The organism is Pseudomonas sp. F9001, from assembly GCF_013385435.1.
Classification (GTDB): Bacteria; Pseudomonadota; Gammaproteobacteria; order Pseudomonadales; family Pseudomonadaceae; genus Aquipseudomonas.
The window spans coordinates 377,795-403,949 of the sequence record NZ_JACAPX010000011.1 but is presented as its reverse complement, the minus strand read 5'-3'; the positions used below and the strand labels follow the sequence as shown (position 1 = coordinate 403,949).

Here is a 26,155-nt window from a genome sequence, read left to right as displayed (position 1 = left end):
TTCATGCAGCTTCACGTGACGTCAGCGGCGAGCCGACTTACCTTGGCCACCCGCCCCTCTTACTGGTGTAGAGCGTGCTAAAGATCGCCACCCTTGCCGCCGGCTTTATCTGCCTGTCGATGCTGCCTGCTGCCCAGGCGAGTGATGGGTTCTACGTCAACCCGCAGTCCACCGCCGCACAGTGGGTCCAGCAGCACCCCGATACGCCTGCCACTGCAAGCATCCGCTCAACCATTGCCGAGGTGCCCAGTGCCCTGTGGCTGACCGGCACCAGCCAGGCCATAGGAACGCTGGCCGAGCGCGTCAATCGCTATGTAACCTCTGCCGCCAGTGCTGATAAAACACCGATTTTGGTGGCCTATAACCTGCCCCACCGCGACTGCAGCGGTGGCGCCTCGAAGGGTGGCGCACCGGCAGCGGCGGAGTACCGGGGCTGGATAGACCAACTGATCAAAGGCATTGGAGACCAGCCGGCGCTGGTTATCTTGGAGCCGGACGCACTGGCAGACCTGCAGTGCCTGGACAAGGACAAGCGCGCCGAGCGGCTGGGGCTAATCAATTACGCCGTATCGGGGTTCAACCAGCGCGCACGCCATGTCGATGTTTATCTGGACGCTGGCAATCCAGGCTGGAAATCCCCAGGCGCCATGGCCGATGCGTTGAATGCAGCCGGGGTGAAACAGATTCGGGGGTTTGCCCTGAATATCGCCAACTTCTACACCCTCGCCCAGGTGCGCAGTTATGGTGATGCCATCAATGCCAGGTTGTTAAGCGAATACGCCTATACAAAAGCCGTGGCGGTGGATACCAGCCGCAACGGCAATGGTGCGAATCCTGGAGACTGGTGCAACCCGGTGGGGCGCAGACTGGGCATGCCACCGCAAGTGCTTTCGCCACGGTTGGTTGCCCTATGGATCAAACTCCCGGGCAATTCGGACGGTGCGTCTTCGACGAAAACCGATTGTCATGAAGGCCCGGCGGCAGGCACCTTCAGTGCCGAACTGGCACTTCGCCTGATTGATGGACACTAACGGCGAATGAGCCTTGCATCACCTGGACTCATTGCTCAGGATAGCGCTCTTGAGCTGAACATCGGCAGGGAAGCAGCAGGTTACCGAGGCCGACAACACATGACGCTCCATCAAGATAGCCCGCTGCACATAGAGGTGTGCCAGCGCCAGAAACACCTCTGGTTCTGGCTCCCAATTGGTCTTTTGATGGTTTTCTTGACGATTACCTCGACGATTTTCCTGGGTACAAATCCGCCGGAATGGATGTTTGTCGCACTCAACTTTGGCTGGGCAATCGTCGCGCTGACACTGCTGGTGAAGCTATCGGGTGTTTGTTGCGCCAAGTGAAGCACCCAGGCGTTTCAGCTTGCATCGCGCATCACTCGGGCTCGTGCCCTCACCTTGATACGTCGTCAATGCCAGAAAACAACGTGAAACAACTCACATTTATGAAGTTTCACGGTTGAAGGTCAAAATTTGACCAAATATATTTCGCCCCACCCGAGCGCTCACCTCTATACGGATATTGTTCTGCGCCTGCTCGGGCCCCCGGAGATGCGCAGGCAATAAAACATTGAGGTTTGCCATGCGTCTTTCCAAACTCGCCCCAGCCGCCGCCCTGTTCAGCCTGTTCACTTTGCCCGCCCACGCCGCCGACCTGTCTGCCCTCACCGGCGCCCTGTCATCTGCCTTGGGGGGTGCCGGCAACAGTAACAACACCGTCAACGCCAACAGTGCCTCCTGCCAGCAACAGATCCGCGACCTGCAGACCAATATCAATGCGGCCAATGCCAAGGGCGATACGTTGCGCGCGACCGCGTTCCAGGCAGCACTGACACAAACCAACAAGAGCTGCAGCAACAGTACCTACAACACTCAGGCACAAGTGGACACTAACCCTCAGCGCCAGCAAAACGTGAACAAGGCTGCGGATGCGATCAACGCAATTGGCGGCTTGTTCAAGTAAGTCGGGCTGCCCTGCGAGAAGGCCCGCGATTGCGGTTTTTTCGCCCATCGTACTTACCGGCAGACAATAAAAAACCCCGTAGACGTTAATCTACGGGGTTTTCTGGTGTGGAGGATTGTCGTCCCCCTTCACCTTAGCCAATGGCCACCGACAGCTGCCATGTTCGCTTATTTCTTGGCCCAGTTGAGGATGTACTTACCGTAAGCACCTTCAAACCCATCGACGGCAATCGAATAGGTTTCACCCTTCTTGGCTGAAAAAGTCACAGCACTGGTTACATCATTTTCCGACTGGTTATTGTTCGTGCCGGCCACCGGCATCGAATTCAGGCTCGTGCTTTTATAAACGGCAAGCACGGTGTCGAATTTTGAGCCTGTGGTATCAAATGTGAAGCTTGCGTCTTCTGGGGAAGTCCATTTGCACCAGACCGAATGGTAAGGCTTGGCAAAAGGAATATGTCCAGACTCACCAGCCTGGCTGGTGGCTAGTGTAGTGTCGCCGGCAACTGTACCTTTAACACCCTCGATAACCGTGGCTTGCGAGAAATCATCTGCGCAGCTCAGCGAGCTGCTTGTGCCGTTGAGGCCCTGATAGATCAGCGTGCCGGCTCCGAGCACGACAACAGCAATGGCTATTGGGAAAATAATGCGTGGTACGGCCATGACTCTTCCTTTTGAGGCGTATAGTTTCTGAACTGCTGCCATAGCAAGCGCAGCTTTAAATGGAAAAATGAATATCGGCTGATTAACGCCCATGAAATCATGCCATGGACGTTAAAAATGGCACATCAAGCTATAAATCTCAGGAAACAAGTGGATTTTCTCTCGACCAGCCTGCCCGCCAGAGGCCCCTCGGTCACGAGGGGTGGCGATATTAACATGATGCATGCACCTGATCATCCAACTCCTGTCATCCCGTAGATGGCTTTAGGGGTGTGAATGCGATACAGGTAGAGATCAATTTAAAAATCAATAAATCTATGCCGTCTCCCGCTCAAAAATGGAAGACGGAGTTCAAAATGGAACAGCAAATAAATTATTTCCCTTGGCATCCGAAGATTGCCGCAAGCGATATACCTCATATTCAAAACGTCAGCGTGACCGCAATCGTGTCGGTATAAGTGCCGGCCGGCAAACCCACCTTGCCTGGGGATTTACCGTAAATATTCACGGTTTGCGCAACCCCGGTGCTGGCCGTGAGATTGATAGTGCCGTTGTTGGCAAGAATTTGCGTGTGGGCGGCGTCGGTGTAGATGTCATAGGGCGCAAAGTGGCCGGCACCGTCTGCCAGGGCACGCGTTCCACCGGTGGATTTGCCATCATTGGCGCCGGACGTGATGGTCAATACCGGCGAAGTACCCGCCGAGCATTGAATAGACAAAGGCGCCCCGCCGCCGCCCAGCACTTGCCCATCAGCCTCGGTATACAGGGTGTTGGCGGTACCAAAGTTCAACGCACCGAAATTCAAGCCTGTGGTGCCTCCCACGCCGTTGACCAGGCAACTGTTGATCAATATCAGCGACGCACTGATTTGACCGGTGACAGTGGTCGCGGCCTGGGAGCCGGACATCCAGGCCAGTGTCGTCAACGCCAGTAAGACTCTTGAGATAAGTCCATTCATGAAGCTCTCCTTATGACTTGCCAACCCAGCGCGCCGGTTCAGGTCCCTGAGGTAGACCCTTGACACTTGTACAAGGATGGCCGTTGCGTAGAAGGTTAGTCAGTCAAAAGGAAACTGCCAGCCCGAGGCCAATCGCTTTCACTTGCGGGAGGTTGCCTGGAGAGCTTTTCGGCCTTGTACCCGCAGTAATCACTGGCCAGTCTTTGCCTGGTCGCTGCACATCAGCAATCGGGTGTGGAAACCCGGAAATTACAGGTACCTCCCCTATCGATGATAAGCCTTCCGGTAAGTTGTGGGGCTCACGCCCACGATCGAGAAAAAGTGCTGACGTAACGACAGGCTTGTACCAAACCCGCAAGCGTCAGCGATCGACTCGACGCTATGGTCGGTGGTTTCAAGTTGCAGTTGGACGGCCTTGATTCGCTCATTCGTGAGCCACTTTCCAAACGTCGAGCCGGTCAGTTGCTTGAAGTGCCGAGTGAAACTGCGTCGACTCATCGCCAGCCTCGTCGCCACCTGATCGATTGACAACGGTTGTCCCAGGTTTGCCCGAAGCCAGTCCAGCAACTGGCCGAGACGCTGGTCGCTTGCGCCTTGAGGAACAGGCTGGCTGATGAACTGGGCCTGGCCTCCTTCGCGATGGGGGGAAACCAGCAGTTGACGCGCCAACGCGTTGGCAACCCCCCGCCCATAGATCCGCCTGACGATATGAATACAGCAATCGAGCCCTGCGGCCACGCCTGCAGAGGTCAGGATTTGCTGCGCCTCGACATAGAGCACTTTGGGGTCCACTTCAATGCGTGGGAAATCTCGCGCCAGATGCGCCGCCCACGCCCAGTGCGTGGTTGCCCGCTTGTCGCACAGCAGGCCCGCATGGGCAAGCACGAACGCCCCCAGGCACAGGCCGACCACCAGCGCGCCCCGTTCATGGGCTGCCTGAAGCGTTTCGAGGAGTGCGCACGGCGGCCTTTCGGTGACGTCCCGCCAGCTGGGAATGATGACGATGTCAGCTCCTGCAACCTGGTCCAAACCATGGTCACAGTGGATCGCGAAACCGGCGTTGGTAACCAGCGCCCCCTCTTCGCCCGCGCAGACCACCAATTCAAACCAGGGCGAATCCCCCACTCGGCGATCTTTACCAAATACGAGGCACGGCACAGAAAGGTGAAAGGGGCTGATGCCGTTAAAAGCGATGACTGCAACTTTCACACTTTTTTTCATAGGGCGGGCCTGATCGAGATTGGCCCGATTCTAATGAAAAATGGTCATTGGGCCAATGGTGTGAGTTCCCGGATGCGTTCACTCTGATCGCAGCTGCATTTCACCGGGAAATGCGCAAATCAGAGCTCAGGGCCTCAATGAACATCGCCACCTTTTGCACGCTGGGAGCACTTATGACCACTCTTTCGATGACCGCACCGGCACACGCCAGCGAACCGGTGCCGTCCGTCCCCTATACCACCGAGTCCACTGGCTATCATTGGTCCAGTGTGGACGGCGTGAGGGTTTTCTATCGCGAGGCCGGCCCCAGGGACGCGCCGACCCTGGTGCTGCTCCATGGCTACCCTTCGTCTTCGCGCATGTGGGATTCGCTGATCCCGCTGCTTGCTGACCGGTATCACGTGATCGCACCCGACTACCCCGGGTTCGGCAGAAGCGACGCGCCCTCGCCCGCGACCTACACCTACACGTTTGACCATCTGGCCGACACCATGAGCAAGCTGCTCACGCAATTGCAGATCCATGAATACACCCTGTTTATGCAGGACTACGGCGGCCCGGTAGGCTTTCGGATGATCCTCAACGCGCCGCAAAAACTGCACGGCATCATCATCCAGAACGCCAATGCCTATGACGAAGGCCTGGGTGCCAAGTGGGCGAACATCGCCAAGTACTGGAAGGCTCCCGCCGAGCATCCCGAACAAGTCGATGGGTTCACGGGGTACGAAGGCACGAAGCAGCGTCATCTGGGCACCAGCCCTCATCCCGAGCGTTACAACCCTGATGCCTGGGAGGACGAGTTTGCCGCCTTATCCCGTCCGGGCCAGCGGGCGATACAGTCGGCGTTGTTGCTGGACTACCAGAACAACGTGGCCTCTTACCCAAAATGGCAGCAATGGTTGAAAGACAACCAACCGCCGATGTTGGTCATGTGGGGAAAATACGACCCGTCGTTCATTGTGCCGGGAGCCATGCGCTACAAGGATGATGTGCCGGGGGCCGAGGTTCATATTCTGGACGCGGGGCATTTCGCGCTCGATGAAAAAACCGAGCAGATCGCCAGCCTGACGCGTCAGTTCATGGCGCGTATCACCGCCGGTAAATAGTAAAGAGTGGGAGGCCCGCGCCCGACTGATCGTCGGGTAACCCTGCAGTTCGTCGCCTCAAGCATTCCACTTCACCCAATCTCGAATACTGTATACACATACAGCACTCGAAATACCTCCTATGAATATCGACGAAGACACCTGCGGGTGGCTTGGCATCCCCACGCCTCTCGAAATGCACAAACAACATGCCCGGCTGCTCGAGAACGAGATCCAGGAACTGAACCTGCAACTGCGCAAGGCCCGGGCGGATATCTTCGGCCTGGTCGCGATGCTGACAGAAGCACAGGCAAAGAACGAAGAGTTTGCCGGATACCTCAGGCTGCGCGGTGCCGAAGCTGCAGCGATGAGGAAGCAGATCGCCAACCTCACCACTTCAGATCGACTCAGCACCCGCGAGGCCGAGAGGCTGCGCAGTGTGCTGAACGAACTGATGTCTCACCCGAAAACCATCGTCTAAGCTCAGGTTTCAGGTTGAGGGCTTGGCCATGTGCGGAAGACTTTCCCAGTACAGCGCCATTCACGACTTCGTCGCGGCGCTGAGCATGCCCAATGCCCTGCCGAACTCCGTGGGTGAGTTGCCGCTGGGAGAAAATCGACCTGCAACCGAGTGGAAGCTGACGCTGTTGATGACGGCGCTGAGGATCGCGCCATTCATCGTTTGGCTGAACGCAAACGCAGCCAAACCACCCCGACCAGCCCCAACGGCACCCCCAGGCTGAGCCATGAAAGCAGATCATAGACGCCGTCACCGATCAGCGCCGAGAGCAATCCGAACAGGCTTAAAACAAAGAGCAACAGCGGCCAGCGAAAGATCATCCACAGTCCGCGCCTCATGATCGGCCCCCCATTTCCGGCCCGCTGGCATGCAATTCATCCAAGCGTTTTTGCAACGGTACCTTGCGACGGCTCAGCCACAGGTAGAGCCCACTGCCGAGGATGACGATGCTGATGAGATCGAGCAGCGTCCAGATGATTTTCAGCGGCACACCACCGTAATCACCAAAATGCAGCGGCTGCGAAACCAGCAAGGTTTTCACGTACAACGGCATCTCACGCATGTCGGTCAGCTCGCCGGTACTCGCATCCACCAGGGCCGGCTTGAGCAATCGCGCAGTGAGCGGCGTGGTGCCGCGCATGAACACTGCGTAATGGTGCTGGCTGCTGAACTGAGTACCGGGAAAGGCGATGAAGCTGGGCTCCATGCCTGGCGCCGCCTTACGCGCGGTATCCAGCGCTTTTTGCAACGACCCGAGGCGCTCCAGCGGCGGCGCATCCTTGTAGGGCGCGGTCATCTGCGCCAACTGGTCACTCTGCCAAAAGTCGAAAATGGGCAATGCCAGCGTATTGATCACGCCTGTCAGCCCCACCACCAACACCCAGGCGAGGGTGACGATGCCGAGCACGTTATGCAGGTCCAGCCACTTCAAGCGTGAACTGCGCCCGTTGCGCACGGTGGCAAAGTCCAGCTTGCGCATGAACGGTGTGTACACCACCACGCCGGACACCAGCGCCGCGACCAACAGCAGCCCCATGAAACCGAGGAACAGATAACCGGGCAACCCCATGAATAAATCGGTATGCAGGCGCAACATCAGGTTCATGAACCCTTCGTCTGGCGGCACCGCGGGAAATAACTCGCCAGTGCGTGTATCGAACGACTGCGAATGCCCCTCGATCGGTGGCGGCATAATGCTCGTTGCCGTGTACACCGTACCGAGCGGACTTTCCGGATCGAAACCGACAAAACGCACGACCTCCCCCGGCTGCGCCACCAATGCTCTGGCAATGACGGTGTCGTAGTCGATTCGTGGTGTATCGGCGGTCAGCGGGCGCAGGGGCGGCGGCGGCTCGAAGTAGTGCTCAATCTCTTCATGAAAGATCAGTGGCAGCCCCGTCAGGCACAGCAACAACAGGAAAACGGTAGCGATCAGGCTGGTCCATTTGTGGACCAGAAACCAGATACGCAAGGTGCGTGCAGTCATGCTCGGTGGTTTTCCTTAAAGCGCCAGGCTCGCCGCGCGTCACGAGGCACGGCGAGCCCCCAGGCGGTATCAGTATTTCCAGGTAACAGACGCTACCAGGTTACGCGGGGCGCCGTAGCTGGCGGTCGTGGCACTGTTGTACAGCGATAGCAGGTATTTGCGATCGGTGACGTTGTTCAGGTTCAGCGACGTGCTCCAGTTGCTGTCGATGTCATAGCTGGCCATGAAATCGAGCAACGCGTAGGCGTTCTGGTGGATGGCACTGTTCGTGTCGTTTTCCACTGCACTCTGCCAGCTTACCCGTGTACCGATCTTGGCTTGGGGCAAACTTGGCAAGCGATAGGTGAGCATGCCGCGCACGCTATGAGTTGGCACATACTTACGTGCCTTGTCGCCATCGTCGTTGTCGATGCGCACGTAGGTATACCCGGCGAGCACGTCCAGGCCGGGTAGCGCTTCGCCAGAGGCTTGCAGCTCTACTCCGTGACTCTTGTAATCCATGGGGTCGTAAACGGACCGGCCACCCACCAGGCCGACATACTCCGCGACATTCTGCTGTTCGGTCTTGAACGCCGCGGCGGTGACGTTGAGGCGGTCATCCAGCAAGCTGCCCTTCACACCGGCTTCCATGCTTTTGCCTTCAAGCGGAGCAAGCAGTTTGCCGTCCCTGCCCAGGTTGTACTGAGCGCTGTAGATTTTCGTCCAGCTGCCATACACGCTCCACTGCTTGTCCAGGTCGTAGACCAGGCCGGTGTAAGGCGTCACCTTGCCATGTGCGCGGGTGTAGTAGTCGGAACCATAGCTGTCGCCGGAAGCGTCCAGGCTGATCATCCGCGCGCCGGCGATCCAGTGAAGATCATCGGCCAGACTGAATCGGGCACCGGCGTACACGCTTTTCTGAGTGTCCGTGAAATTCTGGGTATTGGCGTCGCTGGTAAACAGGAACGACGGATGCGCCAGATTGCCCGCCAGCACATCCGAGAATGAAACGTCGTAGTAGCCATCTGCAGCCGCATCGTATTCCCGGGCCTTCTGATGGGTGCGGCCATAGGCGGCACCGAGGGTCAACTCATGCTCTCGGCCAAACAGGCTGAACGGGCCGGAGACCTTGGCCTCGCCCAGCAACTGATGAGCCTCGCTGGTGGTATTGGCAGCAAACACTGAGGCGTCATCACCGCTGACCCCGGCGACATACATCATGTTGGTGTCTTGCTTTTCGGTGATGCCCGTGGCGGTGACCGTAGCGTTCCAGCCGTTGCCAAAATCATGCTTGAGCTCAGCGAATGTGCGCTGGGTACGCAGGTTCCAATAGGTCCATGGCTGGCCGATGCTGGAGCTGCGGCTGCCATAGTGAATGGCGTTGCCATCGTTATCCACCAACGGCAAGTTACCCCAGGTGCTGCCGTTTGAATTGCTGTCGTGCTGGGAGAAACCCACGGTTACGGTGTCGGCATCGGACACATCGAACGCCAACAACCCGGCAGCGACGTTGCGCTCATGGCTGTATCGATCCATCCACGAGTTGCCCTTGTCGTGGGAGTAAATGAAGCGGCCGCGTACGTTGCCGGTATCCGTCAACGGGCCGGAAACGTCCACGTCCACACGACGGCCATCCCATGAGCTGACGCTGGTATCGATTTGCGCCTGGAAGGTCTCGGTCGGACGTTTGCGTACGAAATTGACCGTGGCCGACGGGTTGCCAGCCCCGCTCATCAAACCATTGGCGCCATGCAGGATGTCGATCTGCTCGAACTCGGCCAAGTCCTGATCACCGACCAATACGGTTCCCACGAAGGGCATGCCCACGCCATCGTATTGAAAATTGTTGATATCGAAGCCGCGCGAGGTGAATTCCGTACGATCGGTTTCGGTTTGCTCCACGGTCACCGAGGGCGCAGCACGCAGCGCATCCTTGATGCCCGTAATCTTGAAGTCATCCAGGGCTTGCCGAGTGATGGTGGTCACGGCCTGCGGGGTTTCCTTGTCCGTCAAGCCCAGACGGGTAGTGCTGGACGACGGGTTGCTTTTGTAGCCCACGGTTGGACCGTCAATAGGTTCACTACTCGCTTCGATCTGGGTAGTCGGCAACGTCAAGTCTTCGGTGGCGTGAACGAGGGACGCAGCGCTGCAAGCGCCAGCAAGCAACAGACTGGCAGAAAAGTGATGTTTCAAAACGAGGATTCCTACGACGAGTGGGTCAAGCGCGTTAACATTTCGAGAATGCTAATAGGAATCTAACTCAATTACCAAGTTATGTCGGACATTTTTTTCACATTTCGAAACATTTACCGTCGGGTACATTTGGCTACATTTTGGCGTTTCAACATGAGGAGGTGCGGAACACTGAAGATTCGCCCTTGAGGAGGTTTCGGCCGCGGCTCAGGCCGCGAGATTGAATGAGGGCGACTGATTCTGCACCGAGTGGCTCCGACTCCACATCGAGCCATGTACTACCCAGTAGATTCGTCGGGAGCTGAAGCTGATGAAGCGCGAAGGCCTGTCAGCAACCTCACTCCAGTAAGAACCCATCCGCACACTCCTTTTTTATGGGCACAAGGGTATTCACATGCCTCAGAAAGAAGGTTCAGGAACAGCGTCTGACCGAGATTGGCTGGGGAGCCAGGGCGCTAGTACCGTAGTCGTGGAAGGAATCACCGGGGTCAATTCATGAACTCCGGCCGAAGACCGCAAAGAAGATTGATGCCTGCGTTGGAGCTATCGCTAAACGGCAAAATGGAAAAGATCTGGGGGGGCGGCTCTTTTTTTCGAGCTCAATAAAAAACCCCGTAGACGTTAATCTACGGGGTTTCTAAGAGTGGAGGCCGAGGTCGGAATCGAACCGGCGTAGGCGGATTTGCAATCCGCTGCATAACCATTTTGCTACTCGGCCTCAAACGATCAATGCCCTACAACCGACATTCACCGCATACAAACTTGAGTGGGCTATGTGAAGCTTGCCTCTACTCTATCTCATTGAAAACATTGAAGTTTTTAATGCTTCAGTGCGTTCGATGGGCGCAATTATGTACTCATTTGCCAGGGCTTGCAACCCCTTGATTTCAAAAAATATTCTCTCAAGGGGCAGGCATTCCTGGTGGGCTACCCTACCGCCCGGCTTCTTCCTTGTCACGGATAACCTGCAATTGATACTGCGGGTCCGCCTTGATCTGCTGTTCGGTAAACGGCAGCGGGCTGAGTTTTTTCTCGGAAAACGCCTGGGTCTGGTCCTTGAAGTATTTCGACGCGGGGTCGCTGGACAAGGAGAATGCCAGCACACCTTCGGCATTGGGCCCCTTCTCGTCGAACGTCACGATCTGCAAGTAGCTGCTGCCGCTGACTACCTCGCGCTTGCCATCGGCCCGAGGCACGCTTTGCATGGCGTTATAAACGCCCAGCTCTTGCGGGCCGCCGTGGATCGGTGTCTGGCCCGAGACCTGAATATCCCCCCAGCGGCTGTCCGCCGTCAGCCCGCGCTTGGCCACGTCGGCGGCTGACGCGAGCATCGCTTCATGCAGTGCCTTGGCCACGTTTGCCCGATCGACCGCCAGCCCACGTGGTGTGGTCAGGGGTTGTGCCGGATCGAAACCCACCTTCCACGCGTCCGGCGCTTGCGCCAGTTGCTCCGCCAGGTTGATGAAGTGCACCAGGCCCAGGCCGCTGTCGAGGTTGGCGCGCTGGTCCCAGTTTTTCAGGCTGTCGCACACCGATTTCACGCTGGCATCGGCACCCGCGCAGAACTTCAGCAAGTCCGGCATCACCTGGCTGGCAAGATACACCTGGTTGTCCATGACCATATTCTGCAGGTCGGCGACCTTGATCGGTTGCTTGTCGAGCTCCTGCAAGCGTTGCAAGGCAAAGCGCGCACGCGGGCCCAAGCCGATCTTGTCCTGGCTGATAACGGGCGAGAACCCGGTCAAGGGTGCCTTGGGGTTGACCAGCCAGGCCGAGTCGTTGGAGTGCTGCACGTAGTCGGTGCGCTCCAGTTGCGGCAGTTGCTCGGCGGGGAAGATCCCGGCCTGGGCGGCACGCGGGTCCACGTCCCAGGCGCAGGCGCTGCGAGAGCCGTCGAGCATGATGAATTGCAGCCCGACCCGTGGGTCACTGCACTGTGCGAGTTTTTTCGCGCTGACGTTCGGCACCACCGACAGGTTCATGTACAGGCTTTGACCCTGGTCATCCGCTGCCACCGTGTTGACCCACGGGATACCTTGCAGGGTGTGTACCGAGGTTTGCAGTTCCTTGAGGTTCGCCGCGCGGTTCATCGCATACCACTGTTGCAGCACACGGTCGTTGCCCAGGTTGGCATCCCGCAGGCTGAAGGCATATTTGGCGTCCCAGTCGAGTTTGCCCGGCCATTGCACGATGGGGCCGAACTGCGAGCTGTAGACCGTGCGGGACTGTTCCCGGGTACCGCCGTCGGCAGTTTTTACCGCTACCTTGATCGTGGTTTTATCCATGGGCACGGACTTGCCGTCCAGCAAATAGCGAGTCGGGTCCTTGGGGTCCAGAGTCAGGCGATACAGGGTGAAGTGCTTGGATGTATCAACGGTGTGCGTCCATGCAACGTGCTGGTTGAAGCCGATATTGATCACCGGCAGGCCCGGCAACGCAGCGCCCATCACATCCAGCTGGCCGGGGATGGTCAGGTGCATCTCGTAGAAACGCATGCCGCCCACCCACGGAAAATGCGGGTTGGCCAGCAGCATGCCGCGGCCGTTGAACGAACGGTCACGCCCCACCGCCACCGCGTTGCTGCCACGGTCCAGGGCGAAACGTTGCTGGTTGGCCGCCGCAACCTCAAACGCCTTGCTGTCCACCTGGGCGACGGTGTTGGGCGGCGTGGCCCCCACCAGGGCCTCGGCAAATTGCCCGACGCCACCTTCCACCAGCAGCCGGCGGGTCAGCTTGACCAGGTCTTCGGCCGTGATCGGCCGTACCCAGGCCGCCTGGCACTGCGCCGGCAAACCCTGGGCAGTGCGCTCCTTGAGGTAGTGGTTGTAACCGGCAACATACCCTTCAATGCGCTGCTGCATCGCCGGGGGCTGGGCCTTCCAGAATGCCGCAACGGCCTGGGGGGTGTTCAGCCAGGTGAAGAACACGTCGTTGGCAAGGTTGTTACGCCCTTCCAGGGTCGCCTGCTCGGGACCAAAGTACCTGGCACGCTCGCCATTGACCGTTACCACCTCATTGGCCAGCAGGCACAGGTTGTCCTGGGCATAGGCATAACCGATGCCGAACCCCAGCCCACGCTCATCGTTGGCCCGGATATGCGGGACACCAAAGCTGGTGCGACGGATCTCGGCGGTGGCCTGTTGCTCCTGCACCCGCGCCGTGGCCGAAAGACTCAGCCCCAGCAACGCCCCTGCCACACACACCCTGAACAACCCGTTGGAAATAATCACGCAGACTCCACAGCCAAATTAAACACCGCGACGAGGGACAGCTTCGCCAACACCTCAGTTAAGACGTAAATACCGGGAATAATTTTAGCAGCCGCAGGCGTTTATTCGGACAGGTCGGTATGTCTCCAGGATGTTACCGACAAAATTTCTACATCCCCCGCTTCATGATTTGTGCAGCTCGTACGTCTTATTAACTAAGAGCGCCATCATTTTCCTGATCAGGCTCTGATAAGGAGTTTCTGCATGTACAACTCGCAACTGCCCACGGAAGGACACTCACCCATGCATGACGGAGGTTTTGCCACCGGCAACCAGGCGTTCGGCAAGGCGCCGGAACATGGCAACCAGCGTATTCGTCATTTGCTCAAATGCTTTGGCCTGCGCACCAGCCTGATCCGGCTGAAGGTCATCGACGCCCTGCTGACCGCCGCCGACAACCAGCGCACCCTCGGCGTGCGCGGCGTGCACAGCCATTTGCTGGAGCTGGGCATCCCGTTGTCGTTTCTCAGCGTGCGCGAGGTGCTCAAGCGCCTGTGCACCGAAGGCGTGATCACCCTCAACGCCGACAAGAGCTACAGCCTGCACGAGCAGGCTGCCAAAGTCCTGGAAGGCCGGGCCTGACTCAAAGGTTAGGCTTGACCTTGCGACGCATCACACCGTTGATCACCACCACGGTTACCGCAACCGCAATCGCGATGTACTGGAACGTCTTTTCGCTGATGACCCCGTTGTTCTGCAAGTAGGACAGGCCAAACATCGTCCCCAGCACCAGCAGGGAGATCAGAATCGAGTATTTCAAACGTTGCTTTTGGGTCATGACAGGTTCCTGAAGCTAAAAAATTGTGTCCACTTTGTATCGACTACCACACCAAGCACATACCTGTTAGCGGGGATGGATTGGGGTCGGCGGGGTCTCATGTTACAGGCGATGAAAAACTTTGGCTTGCCCAACGCCTGATTGAACCTGAGAGCCCCCTAGAGGATTTTGAAATGCTTCGTCGAATCACACTGCTGATTCCCTTGCTGATCATGTTGAGCATGAGCGGCTGCATTATTTTCCCCCACGGCGGCGGCGGTTGGCATGACCATCGCTACAGCGAAGGCGGACCGGGGTATTACCATCGCTGATCGGTCATCCGTACATTTTCTGACATCTTGAACACTTTACAGGCGGAGCCATTCCCCCTGCTTCCGACACTCAGCAAGAGCGTCCAGGAAGCAGGGAGGTTTTCCTGAAAGGCGCATTCCTGAATGAGCGTGCCTAAAGGTGTTCACGATGATAGTCAGCAACTCGGTTCCTTCCTCCACTGCATACCCACCACCGCCCCCTCCTCCGATACCACTCCCCGATATACCGTCATACCCCGATGAAATATTGCAAAGCGCAACGGACATTCCGGACCCCGCGGCTGACACACCGCCCCCCAATGGCCCGAAAGCCTTGGAGACCGCGCTGGCTGACCGAAAAAACTGGCAGGCACTGGCGCAGCAGCTCACTCATGTCGCCACGTTGGCAGGACCGAACGCGCCGTTTCTGGTGGTGCGATCTGCGCTGGGAAGCACGCTGATGGACCTCGCGCCCAACTCTTCTTACCCCCCAAATAGTGCTAACGCCGTGAGTCTTGCAAACTTTCTCAAGGCTATGGGCCTGCCCGAGCCAACCACCCATGATGAGCTGATGACCCTGGCGCGCACATCGCTGACACGCTCCCACCCCCATCCATGGGGAAATCTGGGCGGCGCCTTGTCCTGGCCCCTGCCCTTGAGCACACCTCAGCAGAACGAACTGCTCACCGCCGCCAGAGAACATGCCGCTGGCGCTCCGGATGTTCAGCAAGCAAGCCAGCAGCGGGGGCTCCTGGAGTTTCTGAACGGTAACCTGCCGCTCTCCAGCGACGCCTCGAGCGATCCGGCCAAAGCGCTGGAAGCCCTCATCCGTTCCCCCCGAGGCCAGGCGCTGGGAGAGGCCTTGCAGACCAAACTGGAGAGCATTCCGACTGATAGCAGTGTGAATGATCACGTACTGGCAGCCATCAACCTCGATCTGGATCAGGAATCCATCACCCAACCGCATCGCAACAAAGTGGCCGGATTCGACCTGTCACATAAACAATATTGGGGCAAACCCACCTCGGCGATCGTCGCCGGCCTGCGCGAGCACTTGAGTGATACCGGCAAAACCTCACCTGCCAACGCCTCGCTGGGTACGCATCTGCTGTTGATGCGGGCGGCGCCGCAGTTGCTGATCAAGGATATTCCCGACAGCGTGGTCTACGGCAGCCTGGCCTGGGCCAACCTGTGCATCGCGGCGGCCGCCATCGAAGCCAGGTCCCCTGGCAGCGTAGCGAACATGAGTTTTGCCGAAGTGATGATCGCCGCCGACTCAAGTGGGCCCGCGCCCGAAGCTGCCCAAACTGCGGCATTGTTGGACTGGGCCGTGGTCAATGGGGTGCTTGAGGCGAAAGACGACACGCTTTACGAAAAACCAGACATTGATACCGCCATGGACGCGTTCAACTATCAATTGGGCAAGCTGAAACACGCCTCCGGCTTGCTTGACACCCCGATGCCCAGCCGCAAGCAGATGGCGCTGGACCTGCTCAAGGAAAAATTTGGCGAAGGCGTCCCCTTTGAAGAGAAGGTGTTGCTCAAGCCCAACAAAACCGCCAACAAGACGATCCCCACTCGCGGCCCTTATTCCATGCTGGACCTGACCATGCAAGGCGAGAAAATAACGGCATCAGACTGGGAGCTCAAACCTGGAACGCATGGCGTCGATCTTGATGCCTTCGCCGCCTTTACCCATGGCCCCGGCTTTAAAGTCCCCGACACCTTTGACAAAGCCATTAGCCAGACCATAAGCGACTATAAAACCGTCAAGAAATATTCCATCTTGAATGCCCTCGCCAACCTTCCACCGGAGGACAAAGAAAACTTGCGGTTAGGAAAGCTGAACTTCTACAAAGAAAAATCCTACAGAGTCAGCTGGACACCATTCGCGGGAGAAACCCTCTTCCATACAAGCAAAAAAATACTGGTCACCACAAAACACCAGAACAAGCCGTCCACCTATGAGTTCGATACCGAAAAAGGCAGCATCAGGAAAGTCAGCAACGCAATTATCACTCGCCAGGACCAGAAGATCGCCAACGAAGTAACCCGAATAGAAGAGTTCTCCACCTTCGATGCCAAGCGCGACTATATAAAGCAAGAGAACCCGCTCGAGGGATCCAATCCCAACCTGTTCAGGAATTTCCGGGCGGAGTACCTTGCGGATTCAATCGTCGAGGGGCTCGATCTGGAAACCTTCAGGCAACAAGCGGCCGGAAGTACGCCGGATGAGCATAGAAGGACGGTCGCCAGCACCATCGGCAACTTTTTTCTCGACCTTGTTCCGCTCAGGTCGGCCATCGTCAACTTCAGTAATGGCAACTATAAAGATGGGTTCTCTGACCTGGCATTTGATGTGTTCGGCTTTCTCACGGCAGGTGCAGGCGTCGCCGCGAAGGTCGGAAAAACCCTGAGCACTGCCAGCAGCGCGGCCAGCAAAGCCCTCAAGCTGAGCAAGATTTTCGGGGTTACCGCACTCTCGGAACTCAATCCGCTGAGCGGACTTGGCGACCTGGTAGTCGGCGCGGGAAAACTCGCCATCGACGGCGCAAACGCAGCCACCCAGGGCTTGAAAACGCTCAAGGGTACAGCGAGCAACAGCGAGCTTGCCGCCGCCGGCACTCGATATGACGCAGCCGCTACCGGCTCATTCCAGATGGGCGAGCAGACGGTCGAGGGCAGCGCGGTGCAGATCAAGGGCAAGTGGTACGCTTTCGACGCACAAAAGCACCAGCCGTACGGCAGCCCCCTGCAAGCGTTCAGTAGCGCTGATACGCTGGAGCCCTCCCCCAACGCCTATGCCGCTTCGAGCAAGAGCACTCACCGGTTTAACCCGACAAACACCGTCAACCGCCCACCTCGAATCAGGAAGCCGTTACCCGAGGGCCAATACGTGGAAAGTTTGAAAGGAAGGCTCGAAGTCGACCATTTCAAGCTCGACACCCGCCAGGCAACGCTGGATAAGTTTCGGGTGGAAATGGAGGACTATTATGAGGCGATCAAGGATGGAGGCCTTCCGCCGCGCCCTACAATCCCCGATATCCCCGTACCGATCCCCGCAGCCGATCTGATCACGGAGGCATTGAAAGCATCAAACGGCGTGGTGTTTGGAGAGTCTCACTCGCAGATGGCCAGCTTTAAAATGCTGTTCGACAACGTCGATACGCTAAAAAGCCAGGGTGTCAAAAAAGTCTATTTCGAAGGGTATATCGACTACATCGGTGGCCCCGCTGATGATGGAATCGGAATGCTCGGAAACAGCAACACTCGCCGCACGAATCCAACACTGGAGCAACTCAAGAAAAAATTTGAAGACAATGGAATAGAGCTTTTACCCCTCGATCACTATTACCTGACGCGACATAGACACGACAAATCCCGTGATCGCACCCGCACTGGCGTCAACTCTGAAAAGCGGCTCAAGGAGTTCAACTACTACGCTGCGGAAACCATCCAGGCAAACTCCGGCACCGAAAAGTGGGTCGCGTTAGTGGGAAGCGCACACATGAACACCTCCGAAGGTGTTCCGGGCTTGGCGGAACTGACGGAAAGCATCGGCATCGGGGTTTTTGACAACAGGAACATGACCCACAGCAGCATCGGGCTTAAAGCAAAAAACCCTGCGCCAGACCCGAACCGGCCATTACAGCCCAACGATATTCCAGGCGACCTGCGCATCTACGTGAAACCCTGAGCACATCGCAAAGGCCCGGAAAGCCTCCGAGCCTTTGCATGAGGTGTTCACCCTCCATGCACCCAGCGCTGATGCAACCAGCGCGCAAACGCATCCAGGGCAAAGCCCAACAAGCCGATCAGCAGCACCATCGCCATCAGCTCCGAGTAGGCCAGCCGGTCGCGAGTGTCGAGGATGTAATAACCCAGCCCGGCACTGACCCCGAGCATCTCGCACGGCACCAGCACGATCCACAGGATCCCGATGGCCAGGCGCACGCCGGTCAGCACGTGCCCCATGACCCCGGGAATAATCACCCGGCGCAAGGTTTCCCAACGCGTGGCGCTCAGGCTTTTGCTCAGTTGCAACCAGCGCGGATCGAGCTGACGCACACCCGCCGCCGTATTCAGCAGAATCGGCCACACCGCTGCGAACGCCAGCAGGAAGTAGATCGGCTGGTCGCCCACGCCCATCAACATCACCACGATGGGCATCCACGACAGCGGCGAGATCATCCGCAGAAACTGGAACGCCGGCGTGGTTGCCGCCTCCAGCTTGCGCGAACTGCCCACCAGCAAGCCCAGCGGTACACCAATCAACAATGCCAGGAACAGCCCGACGAAGATCCGCTTGAGGCTCACGGCTATGTTCAGGTACAGCTCGCTGCGGCCCAGCAACTCCCACAGGCTGGCGAGGGTCGCCGACAGCGAAAACCGCGCAGACAAACCGTCCGCGCTGCCAAAGACCTTCACCCCCAGCCACCAGAGCAACAACAACCCCGCCAAACCGCTCAAGCCAAGCAACCAGCCCGGCAACCCCAAGGTTTTGCCGTTGTTCAAACGCCAATCTCCTCGTTTCGCTCAAAGCCCTCAGGCAAGCCGAAGGTCTTCATGCCGCCCACCGCCGCGATCGCATTGCGCACGAAGCGGTCGTCCACCAGGTCCTTGGCGACAAACGCCGGGTCCAGGTCGGCGAGGAATTTCTTGTCGCCCTCGATCAGCGTGTCTTTCAGGCGGCGTACCAGTTCCTCGGTGTAGCTGGGGAATGGATACGGCTGGAAGTCGATGCGATGCTCGTCCCAGTTGGCGTGCTGGATCGCGCCGTCAGCCAGGTAAGCCGCACGGTCGCTGGCAGCCGGCGCCAGGACTTTGCGCAGCACTGGTTCGGCATGCGGGGTGTAGCGGTTCTCGCCGTCCTTGGACAGCAGCTTCACCGCCTCTTCACGGTTGTCGCGGGTCCAGACCTGGGCCTTGACGATCGCATTCACCACCTTCTGCGACCATTCCGGGCGGTTGGTCAGGTCATGCTCGTGCATGAACACCACGCAGCACGCATGGTTGCGCCACACGTCGCCGGTAAAGCGCTGTACGCGACCCACATTGAGGTTTTCCGCCAGGGCGTTGAACGGCTCGGCGACGATGTAGCCGTCGATGCGCTTGCTGGCCAGGGCCGGCGGCATGTCCGAGGGCGGCAACACGATCAGGTTGACCTCGTTGGCGGCAATCGCACTGCCGGCGGCACGGGCCACCGGGGTCAGGCCGTTGTCGCGGAACAACTGCTGCACCACCACGTTGTGAATCGAGTACCAGAACGGAATCGCCACCGACTTGCCGCCCAGTTGCTTCACGTCGGTAATGCCCGGCGACACGGTCAAGCCCGAGCCACCCACATGGTTCCAGGCCACGACCTTGGCCGGGACCTTGCTGCCATACCGCGCCCATACGGTCATCGGCGACAGCAGGTGAATCACGTTGACCTGCCCGGAAATGAACGCCTCGATCACCTGCGCCCAACTGCGCAGCAGCACCGGGCGCTCGGCCTTGATGCCTTCGGCCTCGAACAGGCCATTGTTGTGGGCCACCAGCAACGGCGTGGCGTCGGTGATCGGCAAATAGCCGATGCGTACCGGTGCGTCCGGCTCACTGGCCGCCCGGGCCTGCAAGCTGCTCAGCAGTGGCAAGGCTCCGGCGGCACTGAGCACGGCCGAGAGTTTGAGAAAGTCACGGCGCGAGTGAGTGAGGTCATCCAGACACATGGCAAGGCTCCAGCAGTTCAGGGGGTTGGGGGTCAGTGCGGCTCGCCCGCCGTAGGGTTTTGAGAATCTCGATGCGCAGGGTACCGATGGCTTCCACCTGTTCTTCCCGCGGTTGCGGCAAGTCGATGCGCCATTCGCCGAGGGTCCGCGCCGGGCGGTTACCCAGTAGCAGAATCCGGTCGGACAACAGCAGCGCTTCGTCGATATCGTGGGTGATCAGCACCGCCGCCGAACCTTGCTCGCGATTGACCTTGAGCAGCAGGTGCTGCATGTCGGCACGGGTCACTTCATCCAGGGCACCGAAGGGCTCGTCCAGCAGCAATACCTGCGGCTGGCGTGCCAGGCAACGGGCCAGCGCCGTGCGCTGGGCCATGCCGCCGGACAGCGCCGCCGGGAATTGCTGGCGGGCGTGTTCCAGGCCTACGGCGTGGATCGCATGGTCGACGCGGCTGCGACGTTCTTCAGGGCTGAGGTACGGCTGGCGGGCAAAGTCCAGGCCGAAGGCGACGTTCTTTTCCAGGCTCAGCCACGGCAGCAGGCTGGGGTCCTGGAACGCCACCGCCACGCGCGGGTGCGGGCCATTCAACGGCTCGCCCAACAGGCGGATGCTGCCGCCCTGGGGCGCTTGCAAACCGGCGAGCACCCGCAGCAGGCTGGACTTGCCAACGCCGCTGGGGCCGAGGATCGACACCACTTCGCCGGGCTGCAATTGCAGGTCGAAACCTTCCAGCACCGGGTTGCCCGCATAGCCCAGGCAAATTCCCTGGGCGTGCAATACCGCCTGGCTCATAGATTGGCCTGACGGTTCAACTCGGTGCGCAACTGCACCAGGCTCGGGGTCACGATCGGCACAAACGCCGACTCGCGCCAGCGCCGGGCAAAACCGCTGCCGTGGGCCGTCAGGTAGGCCTTGCCGCCGCTGGCTTGCAGCTCCAGTTGCACAGCGCTGGCAGCGATTTCCGCGAGGGCGATGCGCAGGCGGAACAACGGTACCGGCTCAGTGCCGAAGCGGCCGGCCAGCAGGCCTTTCTTCAGGTCGTTGACCGCCTGTTCCAAGGAGGTACGCAACACTTCCAGCTCTTCACGCAATACGGTGCGGCTGGAGCCCAGGTGATTGGCCACCTCCGCCAGCGAGCGCCGCGCCAGGCCGATGGACATGCCGCATTGCAAGCCCAGAAACGCCGGGCGCACGGCCGGCAGGAACTTGCGTGCATCCTCATGCAACAACCAGTCGCGGCTCAGTTCCACGGCTTCAAAGCCGAGGGCTGCGGTATTGCTCGATTGCAGACCCAACAGTTCCAGGTCACGGGAACGTTGCAGCCCGGACACCGAGTCCGGGATCGCCAGGATAAACGGCGCGCCGCCCTGGGCATGCTCGATGGCGGCGGCCACCACAAACCCATTCTTGCGCAGGTTGGTCACCCAGTGCAGGCGGCCATTGAGATTCCAGCCGTCGTCGGTCGGCTCGGCGCTGATTTGCAGCGACTCGATGCCAGACAAAAACTTCATCGCGTTGGACAGCCCGGTCGCCCCGGCCAGCTTGCCGCTCAGCAGGTCCGGCAGCAGTTGCTCGCGCAGGCGCTGGTTCGGGCTTTGCAGCAGGTATTCGATAAACGAGCGTTGGCCCCAGCATACAAATGCCGACGCCAGGGAATGGCTCGCCACATCGGCGATAGCTTCCACCGCGCCGGTGACATCGCCGCCCAGGCCACCGAGGTCCTTGGGCACACCGATACGTAATACATTGGCCTCTGCCAGCCGTGGCAGCACTTCCTGCGGATCGCAACTGCCCACATCCAGGGCCTGCGCTTGAACATCGAGCCAACGGCTCAAGATTGGGTCAAGCATTCATGTTTCTCCTTGTTGCAGCATGTTTACCATCGCGAACGCTTGCGCGCCTTCAGCTAGCCGGTTTTTCCCAACGGTATTGCGCCAGTTCCGGGTTCAACGGGGTACGGGCAAACACGTTGGCGAAGTTACACAGGGTGGCCAGGCTCACACCCAGAATAACCTCAAGGGCATGACCGTCGGTGTAGCCTGCCTCACGGAACGCGGTGTAGCCGGCGTCGCTGACATCACCGCGGGTGGCGATCACTTCACGGGTGAACGCGGCCAGTGTCTCATAACGCTCGTTGGGCAGTTCACCGCGCTGGCGCAGGGCGTCGATCACGTCTTCCGGCAGCTTGGCCTTGTTGCGCGCTACGGCAGTGTGCCCGGCGACGCAGAAATCGCAACCGTGATTGGTGGCGGCAATCAGTTGCACCACTTCGCGGTCGGCCAGGCTCAGGTCAGACTTGGCGTTCAGGCCCGACACGGTGATGTAGGTTTCCAGGGCTGCCGGGGCGTTGGCCAGCACCGCCAACAGATTGGGGATGAACCCGGAACCCTTCAGGGCATTTTCCAGAAAGGGCTTGGCCGCCTCAGGAGCGGTTTCCAGGGTTAGCATCGGTACGCGGGACATGGAGTGGTCTCCTCATGGATTCGTGTACCAAGTCTGTTGGTTATAAAAAATCCGCTCAATAGTCTAAAGTAGCGATTACTTGCTCTAGAGTCTTTCCGTTAGATGAATTCGTCCAGTTCACTCGTCGATTGGTTATTAGATAGCCTTGAACTCAACACCAGCCTGTTTCACGTCGGGCGTTACTGCGGCGACTGGCACGCCAGCACCCATGGCCTGGCAAGCGCGAGTTTTCATCTGGTGGTGCAAGGGCAGTGCTGGATGCACATCGACGGCGACTCGACCCCTTACCCATTGAACAACGGCGATGCAGTCTTCCTGCTGCGAGACCTGGCGTACCGCTTGTCCAGCGATGGCACCGCCACCGGCGCCCAGGAATGCCCGCGCAAACCGATGCTGCCACTGGACAGCCAGGCCAGTGACGGCGTGGGCCTGGTGTGCGGGTTCTTTCACTTCCAGTCCGGGCTGTCGGCGATGATTGTCGACACCCTGCCCGCCTGGATCATCCTGCGGGCCGGTGATCCATCGCTGACCGCCGCGCGCAACCTGTTCGAACTGATCCTGCAGGAATGCGAGCGCACGCCGGCGCCCTCGCCCGCCCTGCTGGAGCGCCTGTGCCACCTGCTGTTCCTGTATGTGCTGCGCCAACAGGTGCTGGACAACACCGACCTCGGCGGCCTGGCGGCGCTGGCTCGGCAACCGGCATTTGCCAACCTGCTGGAGCAGTTGATCGCGCGCCCGGCCGAGCCCTGGACCCTGGAAAGCATGGCGGCCTGCACCGGCCTGTCGCGCTCGGCGTTCTTCAAGCGCTTCAATGAACTGTGCGGGCAGTCGCCGGGGCAAGTGCTGTTGATGATGCGCGTGCGCCACGCCTGCCAGCTGTTCAAGCAGGACCAGACGGTGGCGGACGTGTCCCTCGCCGTGGGATATCAATCGGTGGCGGCGTTTACCCGGGCCTTCCATAAGGTCACCGGCTTCCAGCCCGGCGCCTACCGCAAGGCTCAAGGTTGACGCAGCAACCCATTGCCCGGCCGGGCACACAACTCCACCAGCCAATCGACAAACACCCGCACCCGTTGCGACAGCTGGCGATGCGGCGGGTACAGCGCCGTCAGCGGTAACCTGGGCGGCGGCTGATGCGCCAGCACCTCCACCAGCGTGCCCGCTTCCAACTGGCGAACGGCGTGGTAGTACGGCGTCTGTACCAGGCCGTAACCCGCCTCACAGGCCGCCAGGTAACCATCGGCACTGTTGACCGCCACTTGCTTGGGCAGGTCGACCAAGCGGATGTCGCTGCCGATCTGAAACTCCAGGCCATAGCGTTTGCCGCTGGTGCTGGAGAAATACTCCACCACTTGATGGCCGGCCAACTCATCCAGCGTCGATGGCACGCCGAACTGCTGCAAGTAGCCGGGGCTGGCGCAGGTCACCTGATCCATCATCGCCAGCGGCCGGGCCACCAGCGACTCGTCCAGCGCCAGGCCGCCGCGCAACACGCAATCCACGCCTTCGCGGATCAGGTCCACCGGGCGGTCATTGAGGCCGATTTCCAGATCGATCTGCGGGTAACGCGTGGTGAACTCGGGCATTGCCGGAATTACCAGGAAGCGCCCGATCCCCGACGGCATATCAATGCGCAACGTGCCGCGCGGGTTGCGCCGGCTGGTGGAGAACACCGCCTCGGTTTCCTCAAGGTCCGCCAACAGGCTCACGCAACGCTGGTAGTAAGCGGCGCCGTCCAGGGTCGGGCTGACCTGGCGCGTGGTGCGCTGCAACAGTTGCACCCCCAGGTGCGCCTCCAGTTGCTTGATCAGGATGGTCACCGAGGCACGCGGCAGTTGCAGGCTGTCAGCCGCCTTGGCAAACCCGCCCAGTTCGACAATCCGCACGAACACTCGCATCGCATTAAAACGGTCCACGGGCCGGTTTCCTTCAGGGATTATTTAGAATTTCATAATAGTGATAGCGGTTTTAGCCGGTTTATCCCGCTTTTGTCGAGGGCAACAATGGAGGCCTTCCCACACAGGAGCTGGACCCATGCACACACGTCAACTCGGTAAAAACGGTCCCCAGGTGTCCGCCATCGGCCTCGGCTGCATGGGCATGACCGATTTCTACACCACCGGCACCGACACCACCGAAGCCATCGCCACTCTGCACCGCGCCCTGGAACTGGGGATCAACCTGCTGGACACCGCCGACATGTACGGCCCCCATACCAACGAAGAACTGATTGGCAAGGCCATCGCCGGCAAGCGCGACCAGGTGTTCCTCGCCAGCAAGTTCGGCATCGTGCGTGACCCGGCAAACCCCGCGCTGCGTGGGGTGAATGGCCGTCCCGAGTACATTCGCGACGCCATCGACGGCACCCTGAAACGCCTCGGCGTAGAAACCCTGGACCTCTACTACCAGCACCGCATCGACCCTGAAGTGGCGATTGAAGAAACCGTCGGCGCCATGGCCGAGTTGGTCAAGCAAGGCAAGGTGCGTTACCTGGGCCTGAGTGAAGCGTCGGCGGCCACCCTCGAGCGCGCTCATAAAGTGCATCCCATCAGCGCCCTGCAAAGCGAATATTCGCTGTGGAGCCGTGATCAGGAGGACAACGGTTGCCTCGCCGCCTGCGAACGCCTGGGGATCGCATTTGTGCCTTACAGCCCACTGGGTCGTGGCTTCCTGACCGGCGCGCTGAAAAGCCCGGATGATTTTGCGGCGGATGATTACCGCCGCTTCAGCCCGCGTTTCCAGGGCCAGAACTTTGCGAAGAACCTGCTGCTGGTGGACCAGGTACAAGCCCTGGCCGCCGACAAGGGCGTGACCGCCGGGCAACTGGCGTTGGCCTGGGTGCTGGCGCAAGGGGATTACCTGATCCCGATCCCGGGGACCAAGCAACGCAAGTACCTGGAAGAGAACGTCGCGGCATTGGAGGTCAAGCTCAGCCCGACCGAGTTGGCGGCGCTGGAGGCGATCTTCCCGGCCAATGCAACGGCAGGGCTGCGTTACCCGGAAGCGGTTATGCAGATGCTGGACAAATAGCCCCACTCAATTGCGCTGGCGAAAGTCCGACAGGATGAACGGAGTGTGAGTCCTGAGCCAGGTATCAACCTCATCCAGCGAGCGCAATGGCTCGCTGTGGGACTCAACGCTGTTTCGCGTGACGCTGACGGTGTAGCCGTCGGCGTCCTGGCGCAGGGTGCCAGTGCTCGTGACCGGTTGGCCGCCTTCCTCGGTGAACGAGGTGGCGGTCAATGGCGCCGCAGTTAACGCTTGGGTGGTTCGTGCCCTCAGGGCTTTGCGCTTGGCGGCCAGTTCCTTGGCAACCACGACGCTGCCAATCGCCAACGCCAGGTAAACAAACGCCATGAAGTTGTAGGTCGTACCTCTGACCGTGTGATGCTGGATGCCCAGCCACTTGACGACCTGGTAGATGATCTCGTCCATGCTTTACGGTGGAATCCATTAGAAACTCTGGCCCGTATCAAACACCGCAGCCCCCCAAAATAGAAGCCTTGTGCAGGCTTTTTTATTCATTGCACGTTCTTGCACGATAGTGCCTCAAGCTCGCCCGTCC

The 26,155-nt window shown here is 59.3% G+C and carries 25 protein-coding genes, 1 tRNA gene and 1 pseudogene; 11 read left to right on the top strand and 16 right to left on the bottom strand.

Going from position 1 to position 26,155, the window contains the following annotated elements:
- Window positions 1-74 precede the first annotated feature (74 nt).
- The 3 genes from HX818_RS10610 to HX818_RS10600 all read left to right on the top strand — a co-directional run bounded on the left by HX818_RS10610 (window position 75) and on the right by HX818_RS10600 (window position 1,977).
- On the top strand, window positions 75-1,031 hold the full coding sequence (locus HX818_RS10610; protein ID WP_177020018.1) for a glycoside hydrolase family 6 protein: 957 nt from the start codon (window positions 75-77) through the stop codon (window positions 1,029-1,031).
- 6 nt (window positions 1,032-1,037) lie between these two features.
- A complete protein-coding gene (locus HX818_RS10605) occupies window positions 1,038-1,358 on the top strand; it encodes a hypothetical protein (RefSeq protein ID WP_177020017.1) in 321 nt (106 codons plus the stop codon).
- A gap of 238 nt (window positions 1,359-1,596) precedes the next feature.
- On the top strand, window positions 1,597-1,977 hold the full coding sequence (locus HX818_RS10600) for a DUF1090 family protein (RefSeq protein WP_003207691.1): 381 nt from the start codon (window positions 1,597-1,599) through the stop codon (window positions 1,975-1,977).
- Window positions 1,978-2,144: 167 nt separating this feature from the next.
- Here the strand turns inward: HX818_RS10600 and HX818_RS10595 are convergent, their stop codons facing one another.
- The 3 genes from HX818_RS10595 to HX818_RS10585 all read right to left on the bottom strand — a co-directional run bounded on the left by HX818_RS10595 (window position 2,145) and on the right by HX818_RS10585 (window position 4,818).
- Entirely contained in the window at window positions 2,145-2,732 is a 588-nt protein-coding gene (locus HX818_RS10595; RefSeq protein WP_177020016.1) for a hypothetical protein, read from the bottom strand.
- 328 nt (window positions 2,733-3,060) lie between these two features.
- A complete protein-coding gene (locus HX818_RS10590) occupies window positions 3,061-3,597 on the bottom strand; it encodes a spore coat protein U domain-containing protein (RefSeq protein WP_177020015.1) in 537 nt (178 codons plus the stop codon).
- A 264-nt stretch (window positions 3,598-3,861) separates the two neighbouring features.
- The gene (locus HX818_RS10585; protein WP_218173759.1) at window positions 3,862-4,818 is read right to left on the bottom strand and encodes a GlxA family transcriptional regulator; all 957 of its coding nucleotides are present in this window, start codon (window positions 4,816-4,818) and stop codon (window positions 3,862-3,864) included.
- Window positions 4,819-4,991: 173 nt separating this feature from the next.
- Here HX818_RS10585 and HX818_RS10580 point away from each other — a divergent pair, with 173 nt between their 5' ends.
- The 3 genes and pseudogenes from HX818_RS10580 to HX818_RS31190 all read left to right on the top strand — a co-directional run.
- A complete protein-coding gene (locus HX818_RS10580; protein ID WP_256346303.1) occupies window positions 4,992-5,924 on the top strand; it encodes an alpha/beta fold hydrolase in 933 nt (310 codons plus the stop codon).
- Between the two features lie 121 nt (window positions 5,925-6,045).
- Window positions 6,046-6,384, top strand: coding sequence for a hypothetical protein (locus tag HX818_RS10575; protein WP_008435088.1), 339 nt, complete (start codon window positions 6,046-6,048; stop codon window positions 6,382-6,384).
- 28 nt (window positions 6,385-6,412) lie between these two features.
- Window positions 6,413-6,553, top strand: a pseudogene (locus HX818_RS31190) (DUF159 family protein); the annotation flags it as partial.
- Window positions 6,554-6,578: 25 nt separating this feature from the next.
- Here the strand turns inward: HX818_RS31190 and HX818_RS10570 are convergent.
- The 5 genes from HX818_RS10570 to HX818_RS10550 form a co-directional block, all read right to left on the bottom strand.
- Window positions 6,579-6,761, bottom strand: a complete 183-nt coding sequence (locus tag HX818_RS10570; RefSeq protein ID WP_023658797.1) for a hypothetical protein — start codon at window positions 6,759-6,761, stop codon at window positions 6,579-6,581.
- The gene (locus HX818_RS10565; protein WP_177020014.1) at window positions 6,758-7,909 is read right to left on the bottom strand and encodes a PepSY domain-containing protein; all 1,152 of its coding nucleotides are present in this window, start codon (window positions 7,907-7,909) and stop codon (window positions 6,758-6,760) included. The genes HX818_RS10570 and HX818_RS10565 overlap by 4 nt, the downstream gene beginning before the upstream one ends.
- A 69-nt stretch (window positions 7,910-7,978) precedes the next feature.
- Window positions 7,979-10,081 (bottom strand): TonB-dependent siderophore receptor, encoded by a 2,103-nt coding sequence (locus tag HX818_RS10560; RefSeq protein WP_256344366.1) that lies wholly within the window; start codon window positions 10,079-10,081, stop codon window positions 7,979-7,981.
- A 644-nt stretch (window positions 10,082-10,725) separates the two neighbouring features.
- A tRNA-Cys gene (locus tag HX818_RS10555) sits at window positions 10,726-10,799 on the bottom strand.
- A 214-nt stretch (window positions 10,800-11,013) separates the two neighbouring features.
- The gene (locus HX818_RS10550) at window positions 11,014-13,311 is read right to left on the bottom strand and encodes an acylase (protein ID WP_177020013.1); all 2,298 of its coding nucleotides are present in this window, start codon (window positions 13,309-13,311) and stop codon (window positions 11,014-11,016) included.
- Between the two features lie 243 nt (window positions 13,312-13,554).
- Between HX818_RS10550 and HX818_RS10545 the strand changes: the two genes are divergently transcribed.
- Window positions 13,555-13,932, top strand: coding sequence for a hypothetical protein (locus tag HX818_RS10545; protein WP_032899365.1), 378 nt, complete (start codon window positions 13,555-13,557; stop codon window positions 13,930-13,932).
- Between the two features lies 1 nt (window position 13,933).
- Here the strand turns inward: HX818_RS10545 and HX818_RS10540 are convergent, their stop codons facing one another.
- Window positions 13,934-14,128, bottom strand: a complete 195-nt coding sequence (locus tag HX818_RS10540) for a hypothetical protein (RefSeq protein ID WP_003207574.1) — start codon at window positions 14,126-14,128, stop codon at window positions 13,934-13,936.
- Between the two features lie 173 nt (window positions 14,129-14,301).
- Between HX818_RS10540 and HX818_RS10535 the strand changes: the two genes are divergently transcribed.
- Window positions 14,302-14,439, top strand: coding sequence for a hypothetical protein (locus HX818_RS10535; protein WP_003207572.1), 138 nt, complete (start codon window positions 14,302-14,304; stop codon window positions 14,437-14,439).
- Between the two features lie 313 nt (window positions 14,440-14,752).
- Window positions 14,753-18,115, top strand: coding sequence for a membrane-targeted effector domain-containing toxin (locus HX818_RS10530; protein ID WP_256346302.1), 3,363 nt, complete (start codon window positions 14,753-14,755; stop codon window positions 18,113-18,115).
- A gap of 47 nt (window positions 18,116-18,162) precedes the next feature.
- Here HX818_RS10530 and HX818_RS10525 read toward each other — a convergent pair whose 3' ends face one another.
- The 5 genes from HX818_RS10525 to HX818_RS10505 are packed head-to-tail and all read right to left on the bottom strand — an operon-like array spanning window position 18,163 to window position 22,590.
- The gene (locus HX818_RS10525) at window positions 18,163-18,915 is read right to left on the bottom strand and encodes an ABC transporter permease (protein WP_172834573.1); all 753 of its coding nucleotides are present in this window, start codon (window positions 18,913-18,915) and stop codon (window positions 18,163-18,165) included.
- Between the two features lie 14 nt (window positions 18,916-18,929).
- A complete protein-coding gene (locus HX818_RS10520; RefSeq protein WP_010171568.1) occupies window positions 18,930-20,129 on the bottom strand; it encodes an ABC transporter substrate-binding protein in 1,200 nt (399 codons plus the stop codon).
- Window positions 20,116-20,919, bottom strand: a complete 804-nt coding sequence (locus HX818_RS10515) for an ABC transporter ATP-binding protein (protein WP_177020011.1) — start codon at window positions 20,917-20,919, stop codon at window positions 20,116-20,118. The genes HX818_RS10520 and HX818_RS10515 overlap by 14 nt, the downstream gene beginning before the upstream one ends.
- On the bottom strand, window positions 20,916-21,977 hold the full coding sequence (locus tag HX818_RS10510) for an acyl-CoA dehydrogenase family protein (protein ID WP_003207563.1): 1,062 nt from the start codon (window positions 21,975-21,977) through the stop codon (window positions 20,916-20,918). The genes HX818_RS10515 and HX818_RS10510 overlap by 4 nt, the downstream gene beginning before the upstream one ends.
- Window positions 21,978-22,029: 52 nt before the next feature.
- The gene (locus HX818_RS10505; RefSeq protein WP_003207562.1) at window positions 22,030-22,590 is read right to left on the bottom strand and encodes a carboxymuconolactone decarboxylase family protein; all 561 of its coding nucleotides are present in this window, start codon (window positions 22,588-22,590) and stop codon (window positions 22,030-22,032) included.
- A 102-nt stretch (window positions 22,591-22,692) separates the two neighbouring features.
- Between HX818_RS10505 and HX818_RS10500 the strand changes: the two genes are divergently transcribed.
- Window positions 22,693-23,598 (top strand): AraC family transcriptional regulator, encoded by a 906-nt coding sequence (locus HX818_RS10500; RefSeq protein WP_087692364.1) that lies wholly within the window; start codon window positions 22,693-22,695, stop codon window positions 23,596-23,598.
- On the opposite strand, the gene HX818_RS10495 is transcribed toward HX818_RS10500, so the two are convergent.
- The gene (locus HX818_RS10495; protein ID WP_177020010.1) at window positions 23,589-24,506 is read right to left on the bottom strand and encodes a LysR family transcriptional regulator; all 918 of its coding nucleotides are present in this window, start codon (window positions 24,504-24,506) and stop codon (window positions 23,589-23,591) included. The two genes, HX818_RS10500 and HX818_RS10495, sit on opposite strands and share 10 nt — an antisense overlap.
- 118 nt (window positions 24,507-24,624) lie before the next feature.
- Between HX818_RS10495 and HX818_RS10490 the strand changes: the two genes are divergently transcribed.
- Window positions 24,625-25,620 (top strand): aldo/keto reductase, encoded by a 996-nt coding sequence (locus tag HX818_RS10490; RefSeq protein WP_177020009.1) that lies wholly within the window; start codon window positions 24,625-24,627, stop codon window positions 25,618-25,620.
- 6 nt (window positions 25,621-25,626) lie between these two features.
- On the opposite strand, the gene HX818_RS10485 is transcribed toward HX818_RS10490, so the two are convergent.
- Entirely contained in the window at window positions 25,627-26,025 is a 399-nt protein-coding gene (locus HX818_RS10485) for a hypothetical protein (RefSeq protein ID WP_177020008.1), read from the bottom strand.
- Window positions 26,026-26,155 lie beyond the last annotated feature (130 nt).

What these genes read in the sequence shown, in the direction of transcription:
- HX818_RS10510 (WP_003207563.1), bottom strand. Translation starts at nt 21,977, where the DNA reads ATGCTTGACCCAATCTTGAGCCGTTGGCTCGATGTTCAAGCGCAGGCC.
- HX818_RS10565 (WP_177020014.1), bottom strand. Translation starts at nt 7,909, where the DNA reads ATGACTGCACGCACCTTGCGTATCTGGTTTCTGGTCCACAAATGGACC.
- HX818_RS10520 (WP_010171568.1), bottom strand. Translation starts at nt 20,129, where the DNA reads ATGTGTCTGGATGACCTCACTCACTCGCGCCGTGACTTTCTCAAACTC.
- HX818_RS10585 (WP_218173759.1), bottom strand. Translation starts at nt 4,818, where the DNA reads ATGAAAAAAAGTGTGAAAGTTGCAGTCATCGCTTTTAACGGCATCAGC.
- HX818_RS10545 (WP_032899365.1), top strand. Translation starts at nt 13,555, where the DNA reads ATGTACAACTCGCAACTGCCCACGGAAGGACACTCACCCATGCATGAC.
- HX818_RS10485 (WP_177020008.1), bottom strand. Translation starts at nt 26,025, where the DNA reads ATGGACGAGATCATCTACCAGGTCGTCAAGTGGCTGGGCATCCAGCAT.
- HX818_RS10605 (WP_177020017.1), top strand. Translation starts at nt 1,038, where the DNA reads ATGAGCCTTGCATCACCTGGACTCATTGCTCAGGATAGCGCTCTTGAG.
- HX818_RS10505 (WP_003207562.1), bottom strand. Translation starts at nt 22,590, where the DNA reads ATGTCCCGCGTACCGATGCTAACCCTGGAAACCGCTCCTGAGGCGGCC.
- HX818_RS10515 (WP_177020011.1), bottom strand. Translation starts at nt 20,919, where the DNA reads ATGAGCCAGGCGGTATTGCACGCCCAGGGAATTTGCCTGGGCTATGCG.
- HX818_RS10490 (WP_177020009.1), top strand. Translation starts at nt 24,625, where the DNA reads ATGCACACACGTCAACTCGGTAAAAACGGTCCCCAGGTGTCCGCCATC.
- HX818_RS10575 (WP_008435088.1), top strand. Translation starts at nt 6,046, where the DNA reads ATGAATATCGACGAAGACACCTGCGGGTGGCTTGGCATCCCCACGCCT.
- HX818_RS10595 (WP_177020016.1), bottom strand. Translation starts at nt 2,732, where the DNA reads ATGGGCGTTAATCAGCCGATATTCATTTTTCCATTTAAAGCTGCGCTT.
- HX818_RS10500 (WP_087692364.1), top strand. Translation starts at nt 22,693, where the DNA reads ATGAATTCGTCCAGTTCACTCGTCGATTGGTTATTAGATAGCCTTGAA.
- HX818_RS10590 (WP_177020015.1), bottom strand. Translation starts at nt 3,597, where the DNA reads ATGAATGGACTTATCTCAAGAGTCTTACTGGCGTTGACGACACTGGCC.
- HX818_RS10570 (WP_023658797.1), bottom strand. Translation starts at nt 6,761, where the DNA reads ATGAGGCGCGGACTGTGGATGATCTTTCGCTGGCCGCTGTTGCTCTTT.
- HX818_RS10540 (WP_003207574.1), bottom strand. Translation starts at nt 14,128, where the DNA reads ATGACCCAAAAGCAACGTTTGAAATACTCGATTCTGATCTCCCTGCTG.
- HX818_RS10600 (WP_003207691.1), top strand. Translation starts at nt 1,597, where the DNA reads ATGCGTCTTTCCAAACTCGCCCCAGCCGCCGCCCTGTTCAGCCTGTTC.
- HX818_RS10535 (WP_003207572.1), top strand. Translation starts at nt 14,302, where the DNA reads ATGCTTCGTCGAATCACACTGCTGATTCCCTTGCTGATCATGTTGAGC.
- HX818_RS10580 (WP_256346303.1), top strand. Translation starts at nt 4,992, where the DNA reads ATGACCACTCTTTCGATGACCGCACCGGCACACGCCAGCGAACCGGTG.